This is a genomic window from Parabacteroides sp. PH5-46 (assembly GCF_029892785.1).
Classification (GTDB): Bacteria; Bacteroidota; Bacteroidia; order Bacteroidales; family Tannerellaceae; genus DFXE01.
In genome coordinates this window covers 111,037-133,189 of the sequence record NZ_JARXXA010000012.1, presented here as the reverse complement: position 1 = coordinate 133,189, position 22,153 = coordinate 111,037, and the positions used below count along the sequence as shown (strand labels likewise).

The 22,153-nt window shown below is 43.8% G+C and carries 11 protein-coding genes; 3 read left to right on the top strand and 8 right to left on the bottom strand.

What is annotated here, in order from left to right; genetic code table 11:
• The first annotated feature begins 11 nt into the window (after nt 1-11).
• On the top strand, nt 12-1,592 hold the full coding sequence (locus M2470_RS13190; RefSeq protein WP_280745466.1) for a S41 family peptidase: 1,581 nt from the start codon (nt 12-14) through the stop codon (nt 1,590-1,592).
• A gap of 67 nt (nt 1,593-1,659) precedes the next feature.
• Here M2470_RS13190 and M2470_RS13185 read toward each other — a convergent pair whose 3' ends face one another.
• From M2470_RS13185 to M2470_RS13170, 4 genes are all read right to left on the bottom strand, one after another.
• A complete protein-coding gene (locus M2470_RS13185) occupies nt 1,660-3,738 on the bottom strand; it encodes a beta-galactosidase (RefSeq protein ID WP_280745465.1) in 2,079 nt (692 codons plus the stop codon).
• Nucleotides 3,735-4,916: an N-acetylglucosamine-6-phosphate deacetylase gene (gene nagA / locus M2470_RS13180; protein WP_280745464.1), complete on the bottom strand. Its 1,182-nt coding sequence runs from the start codon at nt 4,914-4,916 to the stop codon at nt 3,735-3,737. The genes M2470_RS13185 and nagA overlap by 4 nt, the downstream gene beginning before the upstream one ends.
• Nucleotides 4,913-6,319, bottom strand: coding sequence for a S41 family peptidase (locus M2470_RS13175; RefSeq protein WP_280745463.1), 1,407 nt, complete (start codon nt 6,317-6,319; stop codon nt 4,913-4,915). The genes nagA and M2470_RS13175 overlap by 4 nt, the downstream gene beginning before the upstream one ends.
• Before the next feature lie 402 nt (nt 6,320-6,721).
• A complete protein-coding gene (locus M2470_RS13170) occupies nt 6,722-7,684 on the bottom strand; it encodes a tetratricopeptide repeat protein (protein ID WP_280745462.1) in 963 nt (320 codons plus the stop codon).
• Nucleotides 7,685-7,767: 83 nt separating this feature from the next.
• On the opposite strand from M2470_RS13170, the gene nhaC reads away from it, so the two are divergent.
• Both nhaC and M2470_RS13160 read left to right on the top strand, forming a co-directional pair.
• A complete protein-coding gene (gene nhaC, locus M2470_RS13165) occupies nt 7,768-9,234 on the top strand; it encodes a Na+/H+ antiporter NhaC (RefSeq protein ID WP_280745461.1) in 1,467 nt (488 codons plus the stop codon).
• Nucleotides 9,203-10,375: a dicarboxylate/amino acid:cation symporter gene (locus M2470_RS13160; RefSeq protein WP_280745460.1), complete on the top strand. Its 1,173-nt coding sequence runs from the start codon at nt 9,203-9,205 to the stop codon at nt 10,373-10,375. Before nhaC ends, M2470_RS13160 begins: the two co-directional genes overlap by 32 nt.
• Nucleotides 10,376-10,460: 85 nt before the next feature.
• On the opposite strand, the gene M2470_RS13155 is transcribed toward M2470_RS13160, so the two are convergent.
• From M2470_RS13155 to M2470_RS13140, 4 genes are all read right to left on the bottom strand, one after another.
• Nucleotides 10,461-13,274: a M16 family metallopeptidase gene (locus M2470_RS13155; RefSeq protein WP_280745459.1), complete on the bottom strand. Its 2,814-nt coding sequence runs from the start codon at nt 13,272-13,274 to the stop codon at nt 10,461-10,463.
• A 741-nt stretch (nt 13,275-14,015) separates the two neighbouring features.
• Complete coding sequence (locus M2470_RS13150) at nt 14,016-16,886, bottom strand: TIM-barrel domain-containing protein (protein WP_280745478.1); 2,871 nt, start codon at nt 16,884-16,886, stop codon at nt 14,016-14,018.
• A gap of 108 nt (nt 16,887-16,994) precedes the next feature.
• Entirely contained in the window at nt 16,995-18,683 is a 1,689-nt protein-coding gene (locus M2470_RS13145) for a RagB/SusD family nutrient uptake outer membrane protein (protein WP_280745458.1), read from the bottom strand.
• A 30-nt stretch (nt 18,684-18,713) separates the two neighbouring features.
• Complete coding sequence (locus tag M2470_RS13140) at nt 18,714-22,037, bottom strand: TonB-dependent receptor (RefSeq protein WP_280745457.1); 3,324 nt, start codon at nt 22,035-22,037, stop codon at nt 18,714-18,716.
• Nucleotides 22,038-22,153 lie beyond the last annotated feature (116 nt).

Genomic DNA, 22,153 nt, shown 5'->3' with positions numbered 1-22,153 from the left:
TTAAAAACAGGATGAGAAAAATAGGATTATATCTGTTACTCACAGCATGTTGCTGGATGCAACTGATTGCTCAAAGCGATGCTCGGAAGCTTTCGATGGCTTTGTATGCTGTTTCTACTTTATATGTAGATTCTACCGATACAGGAAAGTTGGTTGAAAATGCTATTACCGGCATGTTGGAAAAGCTGGATCCGCACTCCAACTATCTGGATCCGGAAGAAACAAAAGAGATGACCGAACCCTTACAAGGTAACTTCGACGGAATCGGTATTCAATTCAATATGCTTACCGATACACTGTATGTGATTCAGGTAATAGCCGGAGGCCCTTCTGAGAAAGTGGGAGTAATGGCCGGTGACCGCATTATCATGGTAAACGACACCCTGATAGCCGGTGTGAAAATGAAGAACACCGACATCATGCGACGCCTTCGCGGCCCTAAGGGGACAGAAGTACGCGTGAAAGTGCTTCGCCAGAACGAACCGCAATTAGTAGAGTTTAAAATTACCCGTGGGAAGATACCCGTTTACAGTCTGGATGCGGCCTATATGGCCGATAAACATACCGGCTATATCAAGTTGAACCGCTTTGCTGCTTCGTCAACCGATGAATTCAAGAAAGCAATGGTTCAGTTGAAGAAAAGCGGGATGAAAAACCTAATCCTGGACCTTCAGGGGAATGGCGGAGGCTATCTGAACGTAGCGATAGATATAGTCAATGAATTTCTAGGGAGAGGCAAGCTAATCGTATATACCGAAGGAGCCAAGCAACCCAGAGAAGATGCCAAAGCTACCGGAGGAGGAGGCTTTGAACAAGGTCGTCTAGTTGTGATGGTAGACGAATCGTCGGCTTCGGCCAGCGAGATCCTTTCCGGAGCCGTTCAGGACTGGGACAGAGGTGTAATCGTAGGACGTCGTACCTTCGGCAAAGGCCTGGTACAGAAACCTATTCCCCTACCCGACGGCTCGATGATCCGTCTGACAGTATCCCGCTATTATACGCCTACCGGACGAGGTATTCAGAAACCTTATGAGAATGGTAAAAAGGAAGATTATCAGCATGACCTGATAGACCGTTACAACCGGGGCGAACTGATGAGTGCCGATAGCATTCACTTCCCCGATTCTATGAAGTATAATACGCTTGTTACCAATCGAACAGTATATGGTGGTGGAGGTATTATGCCCGATATTTTCATCCCGATTGATACGAGCCGGTATACAGATTATCATCGTCGCTTGGTAGCAACCGGACTGGTAAACCGCATCTCCATGAATTACCTGGATCAGAACAGGCAAGAGTTGACTTCTAAGTATCGTAACTTCAAGCAATACAAAGACTCGTTTGAAATAACAGACGATATGATGCAGACGTTATTGGATATGGCGACAGAAGAGAAAATAGAGTTCAAAGAAGAAGAATATTCCAAGTCGAAAGCCTTGATTAAACTTCAGGTAAAAGCGCTTATAGCCCGTGATCTGTACGAAATAGCCGAGTACTTCCAAGTTATGAATGATGATAACCCCAGCTACCAGGAAGCCCTACGTATCATCAACGACAAGGAAGCCTACGAGAAAATTCTGGGAATTTAAAGTGGTAAGAGCTAGGTGGTAAGCGGTAAGAATTTTCACATACCACCTACCCCTTACTACTATTATATCAATATTGCCAAACTAAAACACCGGCGGGTTTTAATTCCTGTTCTCCGAATATGATTTTCGCTCCCTGAGGTAAGGGGTAGCGATGGTTTTCGCTTGAGTAGTTGAGAGCCACGCCAAAACCGTCACGACACTCCATCCATACACCTTCCGGCAAATTCAACAGAGAGGTATTATTCAAAGCATAGATACGTTTCAGGATATCCCGTTCAAAGGAGCCGTCTTCGCTGTCTACTCCTACATAGGTAACACTACCCTTGCCTACTTTGTGATGCAAAATGGCAGGTTTTCCTTTATAGAAATCGGCATCATAATTAGCCCACACCTCTGTTCCCTTATAAGGACTAACAATGTCTCCCCAGATGCCCCAGTTATACTCCTTACCTTCCATCTTTACACGTCCGGTACGATTGGCAGGCAGTAAATCATAGAAATCTGTTGTACCGCCAATCAGGGAGTAGATTTTACCTCCTAAAGGTAGCTCAAAGAGGTGGCTCATGCGGTCTTTCATTCCCGTGCGACAGGTGAGCACTAGGTGTCCTCCTTGTTCTGTATAGCTTTTCCAGGCATGGATCAGCGAATCGTCTACCATTTCGTATGCCGGAGCAATCAGTATAGGATATTCAGACCAATCTTTCCCTTCAGACACTACATCTACCGGAGCACCGAAGCTCTTTAACGACTTATAATACTTTTGTATGTGATTATCAAAGTTCCACCGGTTAGTGAGCGGGCGTTTGGAGATACTCCAAGCATTCTCGTGATTATAGAGGATGCCCACTTTTCGTTTGGCATAGTCAGCCGGCAAACCTGCTTTGGAGTTGTATAGTTTCCTCAGTTGGTTGATCTCATTGATAAACTGTACAAACTCCATCCCTCCGCGAGAAGTAGTTACACCATCCGGACCGATAATGGCCTGGTGGAATTGCTCATCGCCGTAAAGTGGCTGGCGGAAACGATAGGTGCAGGTCAAATCACTTCCTCCGGCAAATACAGACCAGAGCCATAGCCTGACAGCTCCCGGGTATGGTTGTGTATTCAGTGTTCCCCAGTTTACCTGTCCGGGTTGTAGTTCCATTACGCCATACATGCCGCTGATAGGGCGGAAAAAGTCATTAGCGTACGGAATCCGCATCGGGTCGCCAATCCGGAATCCCAGTTCTCCGATGCCCGGGTCTCCATATACCATGTAACGGGTATAGGTGTAGAAATCATATTGAAGCGACTGGCCAATATGCCCCTCGTCATAGTTGGGTATATAATTAGAAGTAATCCATTGTTTATCATTACAATATTTGCGAAGCTCCAAGGATTGTTCATCCAGGAAGGTAGCTGCATCATGTGCACAGAAACGTTTCCAGTCAAGCAATTGATGCGGATTCTGTCCCCAGTTTGCAGGGCGCGGAAAATTAATCATTTCAAAGGAGGGATATATCTGGCTCCAGAAAGCCGTTCCCCAAGCCTTGTTGAGTTGGTTGATATCGTTCTTGTATTTACCTTTCAGGAAGGTACGGAAACGCTTCAGGGCATCATCATTAAAATCCTGTCGTACACCCGGCTCATTGTCTATTTGCCAGCCAATCACCCGGGGATCATTCCCGTAGCGTTTTCCCAGTTCGGCAATCATTTTCATGGAATATTGCCGATAGAAAGTGTTTGAGAAAGAGGCATGCTGGCGAGCCCCGTGATCCATCGTTGTACCATTTTCGTTCTTGATCAGAATCTCCGGATGGGCACGGGTAAGCCATACGGGAGGAGTAGCTGTAGAAGTACATAATACAACTTTCAGTTTATGTTTGGCTGCCAGTTCCAGGGCTTTATCCAGCCAAGCAAAGTCATACTTACCCTCTTTCGGCTCCAGCTGTGCCCAGGCAAATTCGCCAAAATGGGTAAATTCGAAGCCTAATTCGGCCATCTTTTTCAAGTCACGGTCCCATTGGCTCTGATCCCAATGTTCGGGATAATAATAAGCGCCAACAGAGGTTAGATTTTTTTTCGGAAAAAAGTCGTGTTTCATTTGCGCGGAAAGGCTTGTACACACAAATACCACGATAGCGATCATTAAAAATTTGTTTTTCATACGTTTTCTGATTTATGGACGATACGTCCTTCTATAATAGTGGTTGATACATGAATGTCAGAGTCAAAAATGATTATATCGGCATCTTTATTCTTTTCGAGAGAACCTTTCCTGTCGTCTATCCGCATGATCTTTGCCGGGGTTTCCGATGCCATCCGCACGGCATCAACTAAGGGTATCTCTGCTTGTTGCACCATGACACGGATCAGGCGGTCGGCAGTCGCTATACTGCTAGCCAATGCCGAACGGTCGGCCAACTTGCCTACTCCGTCTTCTACGATTACGCGGCTGTCTATATCCTCTACAGAGCCGTCATAGGCTGCAGCAAACATAGAGTCGGTCACCAATGCGATACGTTCCACTCCCTTTACCTTATGCACCAGACGCATGATTACCGGAGGAACATGAATTCCATCGGCTACCAGCTCAACTGTCATATCATCCAACAGGTAAATGCTTTCGATGGTTCCTTCTTCTTTAAATTCCCGTTTTTTATGTACCCCTGTCATCGCATTGTAGAAATGTGTAACATGGGTATATCCTGCTTCAAAAGCTGCTTTAACTATGGGATAGTGAGCCGTTGTATGGGCAAGGGACACCAACACACCCTGGCGGGTAGCATAGCGGGCGAAATCCAAAGCGCCGGGTAGCTCGGGGGAAGCACTCCAGCGTTTGATGCAATGCGTAGACGATAATAGCTCTTGGTATTCTTCCGGATCCGGATCATAGAGGTAGTCCGGGTTTTGTCCTCCACACATTACTTTATTCAGGTAGTTACCTTCCAGATGCAGTCCCATGATACGTGCTCCGTCTTTGGGGTCATTCATTACTGTTTCACAGGCCTGTATTGCTTGTTCAAAAACACTTCTAGGTGAAGCTGCCAATGTAGCATAGATGGCCGTCATACCATGCCTGGCATGTGCCTGGGCTATTGAATAAAAAGCTTCCGGAGTCCCTTCTGTAAAGTCGTGTCCATTTCCGCCATGCAGATGGATGTCAATACAGCCGGGAGCTATGTAATTTCCCCGGGCATCGATGGTTTCTGCCTGAGGTATGTCCGTGTTCTGCTTTGTTATTTCTGCGATCTTTCCGTTACAGACAATAAGGGTATGTCCGAATAAGATACCGGAGGGGGTTATGATTTGTCCGTTAATTAGTTTTGTGTAGTTGTTATTCATGGGTTTAAAATCACACTATTCATGCTTTTTCTTTCGATAGAAGAATAGAACAGAGTCTTATCCGTATCCGAAGAACGGAGCGCTTTGGTTCCATCCTCTACAGGTGTTTGATAATTTATGTAGTTTAAAACTTGTTTCAGCATAAATTCCCGTTCGTCGCCCAGTTCATAGAACATATCCTGATATGTCTCCACACAGGGGAAGGTTGGCTCAAAGCCGCCGGAATAATCCGAGAAATCCTTTTTGTTACTGATTGTACTGACGATAGGATGTAGCTCCCATTCGTATTTATCATCGGAAAATGTTACAGAGCCTACATTTTTCCCTTCGGTTTTAGCACCTATCAGGATCAGTTCATCCACATACGGCTCTAGTCCGTTGATCACTGCTTCCGACGCCGAAGCTGTCCAAGTACTTGTAATAACATAAAGCCTTTTTATATTGAGGTTGGCACCTTGAGTCCCTTGTTTTATCAGGTCAGGATCCAAATACAGCGTTTGGTTTGAGTATGAATTTGATTTGCCGTTGTATGTAAGCTTGCAAAAGATATCAGACAGGGCACTTTCCGGTGCCAACATGGTAGCCATTAAGCGGGCACTGGATACAAGCCCTCCGCCATTATAGCGCAAATCAAGGATAAAATCCGTAGGATTCTTCGTTTTGAGTTCCGAGAAGGCTGTACGTAGCTTATTGTTATAGGTCTGATCTTCGTCGCCACCAGGGCCGGCTGTAAAGTGATTATAAAGAAGATAAGCTGCATTTTTTCCATTCGCCAAAGGGATGGTTCTGTAAGTAAATACAGGATTATCTGTTACCGGACGCGATGTAATATCTACCGACCGGGTAATCGTACCTTCGTTTACATCGGCAAAGCCCAGCTTCAAGGTCTTGGAAGATGACTTATCCAACAGGAGTGAAATCAGCTCAGAAGAAGTTCCCGGCACATCCGCATTGTTAATGGCGAAAATCCAGTCGCCCCGTTTGATTCCCGCTTTGTCTGCCGGAGATGAAGGTAGCACATACAGTACCAATAAGGCATATTTCTTTAGTTTGGAAACATTATAAGCTTGAAATTCAAAACCAAAAGAATTTCCCTCACCCATATTAGCCTTCGAACCTGTGCTTTTCTTATTGATAGAAGAATAGTAATAATGTTCACCGCTACTGTTATTTTTTCCGTCTTTTCGGGATAACAGGGAATAGAAAAACGCCTCGGGTTCAGCAGAAGAATTCAGCCGCTTACTATCCGGTATCTCATCATACCAAAAGTAATACCTGCGCATTGTTTCCTCTATCCAGCTATTTACCGTATCTGTTGTAGGTTCTTCCGGTGTTTCTTCCGAAGAACATCCGAAAAAAACGAAACAGACAGACAGTATAAAAAATAATCTTTTTGCCTTCATAATGATCTATTCTTTTGCCAATAACAAAGATAGGAAAGAAATCGTTCATTCTCCATTAAATATGATATAATTACATTGGTTTTCATGTCGGGCTAACGATTTTTTGTGGTCCGGAGAAAACATAATCTTGTCGTTTGAAAAGACAATGGCTTTCGTATAATTTCTATCGAACAAAATAATTGCACATAATGTAAAACAATCAATAATAATAGAGAATATAGTGTGTAGTTCGTATACCGACTAACGACATAATTTCATTAATTCATAATAAATTAGAGTTAGACCATAAGCAATATTCAGAAAATACAAGGTCTGAATTGATAATCCATTTTCCTGTAAATCCGGAAAGTGAAAACAATTTTGTCTTAATTGATCCTGATTTATTCAAATATTATTGTTTTACTAATACAAGCCTCCTTTATACATATCGTCAAAGTTAGTTTTGGGACTTTCTTTTTTATTTTCTTCTTCCTTTGGACTCAATTCGGCTGCTTTTTGTAAATCTTCTGCTGCCCCAGTGCTGTTTCCTTTCAATTCTTTCGCTTTTGCCCTTTCTTTATATGCCTGAATAAAGTCTGGTTTGAGTTCAATGGCTTCATCAAGGAAAAGAATGGCATCATCCAACTTCCCTGTATTTATCAGCAAAGTACCAAAATGCAATATCGCATCATCGTTAAACGGATTTAATTCCAAAACCTGCCTATAGTCGTCTGCGGCTGCAGAGAAATTGGCCATTTTTTCATGGATTTTGCCTCTTAACAGGTAAACACTTTCCTCTTCCGGTGTTAGTTCGATTACTTTTTCTATGTCGGATAGCGCTTCTTCGTGGCGGTTCATTTCCAATGTTATTTCTGCGCGGAGCAGGTAGGCCTCGGTAAAATCGTCTTTAAGGGCGATTGCTTTACCCAGATCCTCTATAGCTCCCAATGAATCCTTTGTTGCTTTCTTTGCTTTTCCCATCAGATACCAGGCGGCAGGGCTATCTTCTTCCCGTTCGAGGATTTGCAAGCATACGGGGATCACCTCTTCTTCCTTGTCCAACATAAAGAGGATGTTTGTTTTTGTCAGGAGGGCTGATATATTCTCCGGTTCCAGCTCCAACAGGCGGTTTGTTAATGCCAGAGCCTCGTCAAATTCGTGACTGCCTACATAAGCAGTTACTAAATAGCTCATCGTTTCGGGATCTTCCTTGATCGCTAAGGCTTCCGTAAAGCATTTGATAGCATATCCGGTTTGTCCGATGCGCTGGGCGCGGATGCCATCATACTTGAAAATCTCGAAGTTCTTTTTATCTGCTTTGGAGTTAGTGCCTGATGTCTCTTCTGTCTTTGCAGATGAGAATAAGGATTTAAAAAAGTTTGCCATGAGTCGTGATCGTTTTTTATGTATAAGGCAAAAATACGCCTTTTTCTTTATCTTTGTGTTTTTTAAAGCAATCTACATTATAAATGAGTGATCATAAGCCAAAAATACCACATCCCCTCGTATCGTTAATACCAATATTGGTCTTAGTATCTCTCCTTTTTGCTACCATAAAGATTTTTGAGACAGATGTGCTGAGTGGAGCAAGCCAGATTGTGTTGCTGACTGCTACCGGCCTTTGCAGCCTGATCGCTATCGCCTTCTACAAGGTAAAGTGGAAGACAATCGAGCTTGCTATTGTCAATAACATATCCGGTGTAGGAATCGCTCTCTTTATCCTTTTGATCATTGGTGCACTGTCCGGAAGCTGGATGATAAGCGGTATTGTCCCTACCCTGATATACTATGGGATACAGATTATCCATCCCAGCTTTTTCCTGGCTTCTACCTGTATTATCTGTGCCATTGTATCGGTGATGACCGGTAGTTCGTGGACAACAATCGCGACCATCGGGATTGCTTTGCTGGGAATCGGGCAGGCACAAGGATTTTCGGAGGCCTGGACTGCCGGGGCGATTATCTCAGGCGCTTATTTCGGAGATAAAATCTCTCCTTTATCGGATACAACCGTTCTGGCCTCTACTGTAACTGAAACGCCTCTGTTTACGCATATACGCTATATGCTCTATACTACGGTTCCTTCTATTCTGATCGCTTTATTAATCTTTACAATAGCCGGATTTTCATACGAAACGGCTTCTACCGGGCAGATTGCCGAGTATATGGTTTCACTGAAAGCAACCTTCAATATCTCCCTATGGTTGCTGATCGTTCCTGTTGTAACAGGTGTATTGATCGCTAAAAGGTTGCCTTCGGTTATTACCTTGTCTCTTTCAGCCGCTTTGGCCGGGGTATTTGCCCTTCTTTTTCAACCTGACATTTTAGACAAGATAGCCGGAGCAGATGTGTCGGGTATGACGGCAAAGTTTAAAGGACTGCTGATTACCTTTTATGGCAGCACGCAGATAGCCACCGGAAGCGAAGCCCTGGATGAGTTGGTTTCAACCAATGGGATGGCCGGTATGCTGAATACGATCTGGCTGATTATCTGTGCAACGAGCTTTGGAGGGGCGATGGCTGCAAGTGGTATGATCGGCAGTATTACGTCTGTATTCCTTCGTTTTATGAAGCGCAGGGTAGGAATGGTAGCTTCTACGGTTGTCTCCGGATTGTTCCTGAATATGACAACCGGCGACCAATATATCTCTATTATCCTGACCGGTGATATGTTCAGAGACGTATATAAGAACAAAGGATACGAAAGCCGTTTGCTGAGCCGTACAACAGAAGACGCTGTTACCGTTACATCCGTATTGGTGCCCTGGAACTCCTGCGGGATGACACAGTCTACCGTCTTGGGCGTTTCTACCTTTGCTTATCTGCCTTATTGCTTTTTTAACCTGATCAGCCCCTTGATGAGTATAATCATTGCCGCTTTAGGCTATAAAATATACCACACAAATGAAAAGAATAAAGATCTCACTACTGGGTAAGGTAGTCATTGCCATTGCTGCAGGTATCTTATTCGGGCAGTTTCTGCCAACGCCAATCGCCCGTATTTTTGTTACGTTCAACTCTTTGTTCGGGAATTTCCTTTCTTTTTCTATTCCGCTGATCATCCTGGGACTGGTGGCTCCTGCTATTGGCGAACTGGGAAAGGGTGCGGGAAAACTACTTGCCATTACGGCTTTGATAGCCTATGGCTCTACCTTGTTCTCAGGCTTTTTTACCTTTCTGAGCAGTTCGCTTATCTTCCCGGGCATACTGCCGGTAGACCCTGAGTTTACGGCTGTTGACAATCCCGAAGACTTTATGCTAACTACCTATTTTAAAGTAGAAATGCCTCCGCTGATGGACATTATGACAGCTCTTTTGCTATCGTTTGTCCTCGGACTGGGGATCTCCAATATAGCCGGAACGACTCTGCGCGACTTCTTTGTTGATTTCAGGGATATTGTCATCAAGCTGATAGAAGTGGTTATCATTCCCTTACTGCCATTGCATATTTTCGGTATTTTCCTGAATATGGCGGTAAGCGGACATGTGGCAGGGATTATCGGTATGTTCCTGAAGGTCATAGTTGTTATCTTTGTCCTGCACGTCGCCTTGTTGGTCTTGCAGTTTACGATTGCCGGGATTGTAAGCAAAAAGAATCCATTTCGTTTGCTAAAAAATATGCTTCCGGCCTATGCTACAGCTTTGGGCACGCAGTCTTCGGCAGCCACGATTCCCGTTACATTAAAGCAAGCACTTAAGAATGGCGTACGCGAGAATATCGCTGTCTTTGTTATACCGTTATGCGCCACCATTCACCTGGCAGGAAGTACGATGAAGATTGTAGCCTGTGCCATGGCTATTATGTATATGGCGGGAGAGCCTGTGTCGATAGGTATGTTCAGCGGTTTTATTATGATGCTGGGGATTGCGATGGTAGCAGCTCCTGGTGTTCCCGGAGGAGCGATTATGGCAGCCTTGGGCTTGTTGCAAAGTATGCTTGGCTTTAACGAAACTCTTCAGGCCCTGATGATTGCCCTTTATATCGCCATGGATAGCTTTGGTACGGCCTGTAACGTAACAGGCGATGGCGCAATAGCAGTTGTAGTAGATAAGATTGCCGGAAAGCAGCTTTCATGATAAAATCAGGCACGGATTACGCAGATTTCACAGTTTTACGATGTATTAAAAATCGTGTAATCCGCGTAATCCGTGCCTAAAAAACTTATGGTTCCATCACTACTTCGATGGTGTTTCCTTGATCCAGCAAGGCTTTGGTGAAGGCTTGCAGTTTGGCGGGAGTGATGCCCTCCAGGGTTTCGAGGTACTTGCTGTAGCTGTCGAAGCTCTTGTAGAAATAGTTGTTCAGAGAGCTTAGCCAGTAGCTGTTTTCCTGCAACTGCTCATCGTGGCGCTTGCGGATGTTATCCTTTGTTTTTGTGAAATCTTCCGGACGGGGGCCTGATGTGGCGACACTCTTCAGCTCTGCATGTACGATCTGATTCATGCGTTCGCGTTTCTCGGGATCCGTGTCGAAATAGGTTTGGAAAACCGTCTGCCCTTTGGGGAAATCGCTGATCATTCCATACGACTGAACGCCATACGAACCTCCTTCATCCTGACGTACTTTCTCCATATAAACAATGTCGAGTACTTGCTTCAACATCGTCATCATAATGGCATTTTCCAAGCTGTATTCCATTGTTCCTGTAAACAGGTTCATGACAGATGATTTGGGAACTTCCAGTTCGCGGTTGAAGATATTGTTGTAAGCGCCTGTACGCAGGGCAGGTATATTGGATTCGTTGGGCTTTTCAGTACGTTTCAGAGATGGAAGGCTTGCCAGGTATTGTTCGATCAACGGACGGATCGCTTCCATATCCAGATTGCCTACAAAGGTGAATACAAAGTCCGAAGCATCTGCAAAGCGTTCTTTATACATCTCCATGATACGAGGGTAACTTAAGTCCCCAAGATCAGCCTGTTTGATACGTGCCGTACGTGGGTTGTCATAATACATAGCTGTTGTAATCGTATCACTGAAAGCTACCATCGGGTTCAACTCCAGGTTTTGCAGCTGAGCTGTCAACCTGTTGATGTAAGAAGAATAGGCTTCTTCATCCATGCGGGGAGCTGTAAAATTCAGGTAAATCAGTTCAAACAACGTTTTGATATCGGCAGGAGTAGACGATCCGCTAAGGCTTTCGCTATCCTGGTTTATGGCTGCCTGGCAAGTTACCTTTTTGCCGGCCAACACCTTGCTCAGATCTACCACCGAGAAGTTACCAAGCCCTCCTAAGGAGCTGAGACTGTTCAGCATCCGTATGTTGGCACTTTCTTCATTTCCGAACAAAGAAGATCCCCCGACGCTATTGGCACTCATCAGGATTTCATCTTTCTTAAACTCGGTATGTTTCAATACCACCTTCGCTCCATTGCTCAGTGTCAGGACTGTAGCCTTGAACAGTGGGTTTTCTTTCACATCTGTGATCTTACCCGGAGCAGGCAGATTCGGGATCAGCGGCTCGTCTGACAAGGTTTCCTGATAGGCTTCTATCGGGCTCTGCAGGGCCGCTTTGTAAACAGTCAACAGTTCCGCTTCGGTAGGATATTTGGCATCCTCTTTATCCGGTCCTGTAAGGGAGATCACCAGATTTTTCTCACTGATAATCTGCTGCATATACTGGTTTACCTGTTCTACCGTCAGTGCCGGAGCAATCTGGCTGAGCATCATATATTCAGTTTCAATACCGGGGATGTAGCCCCCTTCCGTAAAGTGAGATACGTACTCGGTAACATACATGTTATTCCGCTGATTCTCATGTTCGTTATAAGCTGATTCATATTCTTTCAATACATTGATACGTGCCCGTTCGTATTCCGAAGCCGTAAAGCCGAATTGACGGGCCCGTTCCGTTTCAGTGGCCAGTGCCTCTACGGCACGCTCTATCTCGCCGTCTTTTGCTACGGCAGCCATCATCCAGGCAGCTTTCGTGTTGGAAATGAAGTAGTCGCCATCGCTTGCCATTCCGTATACATAAGGAGGATCGGCTTTCAATACCAATTCACCCAGGCGTTCGTTCATCATGGTAGCTGTTACGCTCTGCATATAGTCGGTAATCAATCCGGCAGCTGTAGAGCGCAATTCCATCGGCAACTTGTCGTGCTTGTAAAACATATACAGGATGGTATTAGCCGCTTCCTTGTCTGTAGCAATGGATACCAGCGGATCGTCATTGTCCGGAACGGAGAAAATCTCACGTTCGGCAGGATTAACCGGAGCCGGAATATCGGCAAACATCTTCTTTATAGAGGCTTCTACCTTGTCTACATCAATATCACCTACGATGATAACAGCCTGTAAGTCGGGGCGATACCATTTCTCGTAATACGCCTGTAGCTCTTCGGGCTTAAAGTTGTTGATTACATCAATCGTTCCTATCGGTAAGCGGTTGGCATAGCGGCTACCGGGATACATCTTAGGCAGTTGCTGCTCCCACAGACGCATTTGCGCATCCTGTCCGGTACGCCATTCTTCACGGATTACGCCCCGCTCCTTCTCGATCAGTGAATCGCTCAAGGTGATGAAGCTCGACCAGTCATGCAGGATCAAAAGGCAGGAATCAACCACTTCCTGACGCATAACAGGAACATTCATCATCATATAAACGGTTCTGTCAAAGCCGGTTTCCGCATTCAGGTTCTCACCCATACGCATACCGATACTTTCCGTATAGTCCATGATACCATCGCCCGGGAAGTTCTTACTTCCATGAAAAGCCATGTGTTCCAGGAAGTGCGCCAGCCCTCGCTGATTCTCTTCTTCCAACACAGAACCCACATTCTGAGCAATATAGAAATCGGCCCGTTCTTTCGGCAACTCGTTATGGCGTATGTAGTAAGTCAAACCATTCTCCAGTTTGCCGTATCGTATGTTAGGGTCGATAGGCAGAGGAGGAGGAGTTTGTTGTGCTACCAGCTGCATCAAGCCTACAAAACACAAGAGCAACGGCACAAATAAAAATCTTCTTGTCTTCATAATGTTATAGTTAAAAATATGTTATAGAATGCAAAACTAATAAAATATGGTAGAGTGACAAAATAACAGCTTTGACAAATTGTTAATTCAAAGCTCCATATCAGGCGATATTCCGGAGCAAGATAAGGAACAGTCGAAAAAATCGGCTGAATTTGACACTTAAGGAATATCGTTTTGAAAGCCATAGAACACAGAACGGAACACACAGCACGCATTTTTTAATATTCTTTATTCATCATTCTACATTCTTCGTTCAATATCCTTCTTTTTGCTATTTCAGAAACGATAGTCATTTTACCCGTGTTTTTGGTTAATAAACCTTTCAAATTATACATTTCGGCCACAATGTTTCGACTTGGCAGAAATATACAACAAAATGATCCAAGTGATTTCAGTAAATCATTTAGATCACTTTACCAAATCACTTGGATCATTCAGTAAAATCACTTGGATGATTTGGGGAAAAAGAGGTGATTTAACCAAATATCTATTAAAATCGACTGGGTTTTTATTAAAATTTGTTTCATTTTCTATTTTTACGACACTTTTCAAGAAAAGAGAAGTTAGCAAAAAACGCCATTTTCTGAAATGATGCAACGATATAAGGAATTTTAACATCAAAATAGCATCTCTCCTTCACCAGAGGGACACAGGGGGTATATATAAACAAAGCGGGTGTGCCATAATAACACACCCGCCGATCACTAGTGGCTAGCATTCATCCACTTACATTGGTCTCGGTTATAACTTAATACTCACTTTCTTTCCGTTATATTGAATAACTTTGTCGGGTTGCTTCTTCGCATCCCATCCGGAAGCCTTATCCGGACTGACATAAACGATGTTGAAGGTGCGATTTTCCAGCATTCCGGGGAAACTACCTTTGCGATCACTTATAAGCAGCGTTTTATCGGCATCCTTGTATTCAAAGTTAATCGTAGCAAAGGCGCCTTTCTCGTAGTTATAGTTCGTTCCTTCATCTTCATACAGATAGAAAGAACCATCTTTTCCGGCATATACATATACGTCGATTTCGCTGGGTTTCTTTTCTCCTACATAGTTGATCTCAGGACCAAAGAGAAGGATTCCGCCTTCAGGCACATATAATGGCATCCGGCTGTAAGGAGCGTCTACTACCTTAGTTTCCCCGCCATTATACCGCTTTCCATTGTAGAAGTCATACCAGTTGGCACTCTTCGGGAAATACACTTTTTTGGTAGTTGCCTTGTACTCATACACCGGCACCACCATTAAAAAAGGCCCGAACATGTATTGCGTTGAAAGGTCACGAACATTCGTATCCGAGGGATAATCCATTACCAAAGGACGCATGATTGTATAATCGTCGAAGTACGTTTTTCCTGCCAAAGAATAGATATAAGGCATCATATAGTAGCGCAACTTGTTGTAATAATAAATGGTTTTGTAGGCCGGATGATCCTCGGGCGCAATGTTGTAGATCTCACGCAAAGGGAACTGTCCATGAGCCCTGTACAGAGGAGTAAATGTTCCGAACTGATACCAGCGCGCATTCAATTCCCGCCATTCGTTCAGGTCTTCGGATACTTCGCCCGTCTTATCATAATTGAGTTGAGCATTTCTGTAACGTCCTTCTACACAGAAGCCTCCGATATCCATTGTCCAGTAAGGGATGCCGGATATAGCAAAGTTGAGCCCGGCAGAGATCTGAGCTTTCATCTCCTCCCAACGTGTCCCTATATCGCCGCTCCATGTAGCTGTAGAGTAGCGTTGCAGCCCGGCAAATCCGGAGCGTGTCAAGAGGAATACCCGGTCGTTGGGGTTCTTACCCCTCTGGCCGTTATAGATAGCTTCCGCATTCACCAAAGCGTATGTGTTATAGTACTTTGTAGACGATCCTAAAGCCGTTGGCCCTGTCAATGCTTTTTGGTATGAATGAGGCGTACAGTCCTTTATATTAGGCTCGGAAGCATCCATCCACCAGGCATCTATCCCCAACTTATAAAGATGCTCGTCCATCTGTTTCCAGAACAATTTACGGGCTCCTTCCGAGTGGGCATCATAGAACGAAGCAAGATAACCCGGAGGTACAAAGTCTCTAATACTGTCGCGAACAGCACGTGTAAACATCCAACCCTTAGCATCGAATTCCTTGTAATGCTCAGTCGTATTGTAGAACTTCGGCCATACGGAAATCATTATTTTTGCATGTTGCATATGAATGGTATCAATCATGCCTTTAGGGTCGGGGAAACGGGATTTCTCAAACTCGTGGCTACCCCATGAATCGGCCTCCCAGTATTGCCAGTCGAGCACGATATTGTCTATTCCGAATTTACGTTTCCTAAGCTCACTTAAAGCGCCTAGCAACTCACTCTGTGTCTTATAGCGTTCGCGGCTTTGCCAGAATCCCATCGCCCAGTTGGGCATAATCGGCGATTTTCCGCTTACATAGCGATAGCCTGCTATTACCTGATCCAGGTTGTCTCCGTGTATGAAATAATAGTCAAGGTCGGTTCCGAGTTCAGACCATAAGGATAATTTGCCTGTTTCTTCGGCAGGTTTGGGAGTCAGTACTTTCAGGCCTATATATGAACCGGAACCTTCTTTCCACTCGATACGTAAGGGCACTTTCTTACCGGCTGTAAGTTCGGCTGTAAATTTCACATTGTTAGGATTCCATGAAGGGCGCCATCTCTCTTCTACAACCAGTTTATTATCAAGATATACTTTCGTATAAGCTCCGTAATAGAGCCTGAAATTGTATCTACCCGATTCGCTCGGCTCAATCTCTCCTTCCCAGATGGTAAGAGCATTCCGGAAGCGGAATCCCTCCGGGAACTTGTCGAAAGTTTCTCCTTTAAAATCAAAACTTTTCGGAAGCCAGTGATGGGTAAACAGGGTTTCGTAATCAATCCGGCTTTCTGTCCGTTCAACGAAGAGTTCTTTCCCTCCTTCTTTATAGTAGCTGGCTGTCAGCCCACCTTCCTTGCCATATTTGTCATACAGCTTGAAGATATCTATATTGGAATACGGGCGTTCATCCCCAAAGCGGGAATAAGAATAATTGTCAAACAAAACGCCATAATTGCGGGAAGAAACGATAAAAGGTACCGAAACCTTTGTGTTATACTGGAATAATTCTTCATTTTTCCGTTTGTAATTGTATTCATCCGACTGATGTTGGCCCAATCCGTAGAAGGCCTCATCTTCCGGAGAATCAAACTGTTGGCGAACGGCATATCCTTTGTCATTCTCTATTGTAACGGGTGTAAAGCTTTTCCCGCCCTTGCTTTCTTTGGTGATAAGATTTCCGGCTTTGTCATAAAAAGCAATCTCTCCGTTTTTCAGGCTGATAGATGCTTTCAGCTTAGGAGTAGTGAGGTATGCCGAATCCGCTGATGCCGACACATCCCATTTTGTCTTTGTTTCATAAGGCGCTACCCTGACTAAGCTTTGCTTGTCAGCTACTTGGTTCTCCGGTGTTGCTGTAACCTGGATAACTTCGTCATTTACAACCAGCAAACGAACGGTTTTCACTTTGTTTGCACCACTCCCGGGAAGAGTAACGATAATTCCGTTACTCAGTTTTTTATATCCCGGTTGCGCAGTTAAGGGTAGAGCAATCAGCATGCATAGAAATGCAGAATAAATGTATTTCATATCTTTATTTCAAAAAAATGTTAACCTTGTGAAATAGAGTAGAAAGGGTACCGGCCCGAGCCGGTACCCTGATTCATTTTAGTAGCCGTAATTCTGGCTTAGATTTGTGTTCAATTCCAATACTGCTGTCGGTATAGGAAATACGGTTGTGTAACCTGTTTTGTCATCTACATAGTCGCCTGTTGCCACATTATGGTGAACACCTAGATAGCGGTCTGCCGTAGGCTCTGTGAATGTGCCGAAACGTACCTGATCCTGACGCCTCATCCCCTCATAAGAGAGTTCAAGCATACGTTCGTCGAGGATGTCTTTCAATGTAACGTTTGTTTTAGCAGGAGCTCCTACACGTGCGCGCACCTTATTCACCTCGACATCACCACTCTGTCCCAAGCGTACTTTTGCTTCGGCAGCCAACAATAAAGCATCGGCATAGCGCCAGAATACCTTATCATTATTATGGTTCAGGTAGGAGGATGTTGTATTGTCAATCTCATATTTAGCCATACGTGCTCCGGCCATTTTCAATGTATAATCAGCTACGGAGTTGGGGAAATCCACAACAACATCCATCGGGTTGTAAACCAGTTGTTTTCCATCACCAAGCCCGGAAGGCAAAGCCACACCGTTTACAAACATAGGCCCATAAAAGAATGTCATATCCATTCTCGGATCCTGATCTTCCGTGCCATACTTGAAAACATTCATCTGTTCCACAGTAGCGCAGGCACCGTTCCAGCCCTGTAAACCATAAGCGTTTGCCTGAGAAGAGTGCATGGTACGGGTTGGGTTATAATCGTTTATTTTATAAGTTGTCCCGTCACTTGGCTGGGTCCAGATATTCTCAACAGAAGTATCATTCGTTTTGTTAAAATTGGCGGAGAAATCGTTTTGCAAGACATAGCCTTCTTTTTCAATCTGTTCCTGGCAGTAAATAACCGTTTCCCAGGCATTTCTCTGAACGCCATCAAGGGTAATGTTTATTTTGGAACCCGCTTGATTAACATACGGAGCCACCTTATCTATACCGCCTACCAGCGAGCCGTCATTCCAATTGTTATTTGAAAAAACCGGGCTATTAATCGCCAACTTAGCGATAGCCATATAACATACGGCTTTCGTGATACGTCCGTAATAAAGGCCTGAGTTCTGACTTTTGGCACTAGCCAGATAAGGAAGAGCTTCTGTCAACTCACCTAAGACGAAATCAAACACTTCATTTCGTGAAGATTGCGTTACTTCCGATGCCGGAACCTGTGATGAAAGCACCAATGGCACTCGTCCGAAAATGTCTACCAGGTGGTAGTACATCAAGGCGCGAATCGCGCGAACCTCGTATTGGTAATCCAGCAAAAAGCTTTCACCTCCTGCCTGAATAAACTTCTCAAGATTGTCTATCGAACTATTACAATTACCTATTATTTCATACAAGCCGTCCCAGGCAGATTTTCCTGTAGCCATACCGGGGCCATAATTGTGCAGAAATAAGGTTTGCCACTTACCGCCATCTACCCAGTCTGCCTGCCGACCCGGCAGTATCCATGCGTCTGATGAGAATTCCTGTAATGTATGTACATTATCCGTTCCGCCATATAAACGGTTGGAAAACGAAGAATAAACAGAGGCTACAGCATTTACATATACCAATGTAGGACTTTTATATGCCTCTTCTTCAGGCATCAGGCTTTTCGGATTTTCATCAAGAAAGCCGGAACAACTTTGGAATATCCCGCAAGCCAGTATAATTGAGCTTAATATTATCTTTTTCATATATATATGTTTTTCCTGAATGTGAATTAATTAGAATTTAACACCTACTGAAAGAGAGTACGTACGGCTTAACGGATAAATAAGTTTATCGTCTAGCCCTATCGTGCGCGAAATAGATGATTCCGACCCTGAATTCATGGAGTTAATAAGCGGAGTTAATCCGGAGTAACTGGTGATAGTTGCCAGGTTATTCACAGAAAAAGCCAAACGTAACTCCTTCAGATATTTCGTATTAAATACCTTTTTAGGGATGTTGTAAGCTAATGTTACATATTCGATATGTACATAATCTCCCTTCTCAAGGTAGTAGTCGGAAATTTTGATGTCATATATATTCTTTTCCAAAGCTCCGTCCAGTACATTGTAGGTGGGGAATAAGGACAAATTGTTGAACGTCAGACTTGTTCCATTGTATATTTTATGTCCGAAAGCACCGTTTAACTGGGTAGACAGTTCAAAATCCTTATAACGCAAATTAATAGATGCCCCTAAATATGCTTTAGGAATGGCTTGTCCGGCGATATATCTGTCTCCTCCGTTATTCGAGAGATCCACTTTTCCATCTTCGTTCAAGTCAACGATATCATATACATTTTTTCCGTTGACATCCATCAAACCATTACACTTAGGAACAAAGAATACACCGATAGGCTGGCCTTCTGTCAGATAGGTAACATAGGAATACTGCGTTAAGCCGGAGGCATTAACCATGGCAAGCTGGATATACTGGCTTGTTGTAAATTCCGAGCCCATGTATGTACCGCTTAATGATTCCAGTTTGTTTTTCTGGAAAGACATATTAAGCCCGACTGTCAGCCCGAAATCCTTTTTACGGATGACATCGCCACTGATTGCAAATTCGAAACCATTATTACTCATTTCGCCCAGATTGGCCAACATAGTTGAATACACAAAAGGAGGAACCGGTACAGTATACTCGTAAAGCATATCCTTTGTCCGTGAAGCGTAATAGTCGGCCGTAAAGCGCAAACGGGAATCAAACATGGCAAGATCCAAACCTACGTCAAACGTATATTTCTTTTCCCAACGAAGATCCGGATTGGCATTGGAGGCAATGGCAAAGGTAGTTGTTGCTGAACCGTCAACCAAGGTTGTACCGTTTGGATCCATCAAAGAAAGAGACTCATAAGGATCGATTGCATCCTGATTTCCGGTAACTCCATAGCCTACCCGTAATTTCAGATTGCTAATAGCTTTGATATCTTTCAGGAAACCTTCATTGGAAGCGATCCATGCTGCAGAAGCAGAAGGGAATATCCCCCATTTATTACCGGATCCTAACTTAGAAGAACCATCCCGGCGCACATTTGCTGTTACAACGTATTTTCCGTCATACATGTAATTCAAACGAGCCATATATGAAAGCAGGGAATAGCGTGTTGCATTAGAAGTTGCATTACCCCAGCTGATGTTTGCTCCTGCTTCCAGGTTGTTGTATTTAAAGAAGTTGGTTTCAAATCCGGTAACTCTTGTCCGTGATTCAAAGTAGGTTTGTTTCTGAGCCTCTAAAAGGGCTAATGCATTGATGTCATGCTTGCCAAAGCTTTTTGAATAGTTCAGCTGCAAATTACCCATTAGGTCATTCCGTTCTCTGTAATGTACCTGGGCACGCCCGTTACCTAACATAGAACCTTGTTGGATATCATTCGGGATGTACAGTTTCTGGTTGTTGCTGAAATAAGTATAAGAGCCAAAACCTGTGAGGTTTAAACCCGAAATGATTTCCAGATTAAAACGTCCGTTCACATTTACATGTGTCATAATCCGCTTGTTGTCAATATCTAACATACCCAGAGGATTGTACACCTCAAGGGCTGTTTGATCCTCGTCCCAAACGCCGGTTTCCGGGTTTTTATAATTAGGATATGTAGGATTATAGGATGCTGCAGAATAGAATGTACGATATATATCGTATTGTTCGTCTCTCTCACGACGTGAGGCAAAGGCTCCCATATCGAGTCTCAATTTCTTATCAAAAGCAAACTGGCTACCATCTATCTTCGCCGTATAGTTTCTTGAACCGGAGTTTCTCAATAATCCCGGACGATCCACTACTCCCAGTGATGCCCTGAAGTTTCCATTCTCGCTCCCATTTGTAAGCGACAGGTTATGTGTTTGTACAAGCGTTGTACCACGTTGTATCTCTTCTGCCCAGTTGGTACTCGCGCCCTGGTCATTGCCGTTCAGACCAAGTTTGGATACTCCTGCCCGCCATTCATCGGCAGTAAGCATATCCAGGTTTTTGTATACTGCATTCACACCGAAAAGCCCGGAATATTCAATTTGTGAAAAGCCGCTCTTGCCTCGTTGAGTCGTCACAACAATAACACCGGATGCTCCACGGCTTCCATACTGTGCCGTTTCGGATGCATCTTTCAAGATTGTTAAAGACTCTATATCAGAAGGTGAGATGGCATTCAACATACTTAAGTCGCCGAATACTCCGTCAATAATAACCAATGGGTCATTACCGCCCGACAAAGAGGTTGTACCACGTATACGAATATTCATATCACCTGTAGGATCGCCCCCTACATTACTGATGATAACTCCGGCTATTTTCCCTTTCAAACCTTCCAAAGGCTGGGTTACAACCCCCGAGTTCATGTCTTCTTTTTTAATTTTCTCTACTGCTCCGGAAACTGACCGTTTATTTCCGACGGCATACCCTACGATAACTACATCGTCCAGCTGCTGAACATCTTCGCCTAGTTCAATATTTACAACATTCAGGTTACCGACAGTTACTTCTTTCGTCATATATCCGATATAAGAAACGACCAAAACTGCATTATTCCCTTGTAGCTGTAATGTGTAATTACCATTCATATCGGTAATGATACCGTTTTGTGTCCCTTTTTCCAGAATACTGGCACCAATAATGCTTTCTCCTGTATTGTCTGTTACGGTTCCGGTAATCTTTTTTCCTGTTTGCTGCGAAATAGTTGGAGCTACTACCCTTTTATTCGCTTCTGCTTTAAAAATGATAATGTGTTTATCATTAATTACATATTGCAACTCCTGGTTTTTCAACACATTATCTAAAATTTTTTCTACAGGTTGGTGGTGTGCCTCTACTGAAACCCTCTCTTTAAGGTCGACTTCATTGCTTTTATAAATAATTGAAAATTCGGATTTTTTTTCTATCTCATTAAAGATTCGCTCTAGGCTTATATTGCTTAATGAGATATCAAATCTGGTATTCTGTGAATATCCGGATGAGGCTAATAAATTAGAAGCAAAGAATATGAGAAGGATAAAGATATTCCTCATAATAGCCATAAATTTTCGATGCCAGGGCGTATAAATACCGGCACCCATGTTTTCTTTCATGATAGTTCAATTTTAATTAACAATAGTCTGTAACATAATCCCTTGTATACGTAGCTTTGTGGTTAAAGCATCCTTTTGATCTACTGCGAATAGGAACAAAAGGTTAGTTTGTCAAA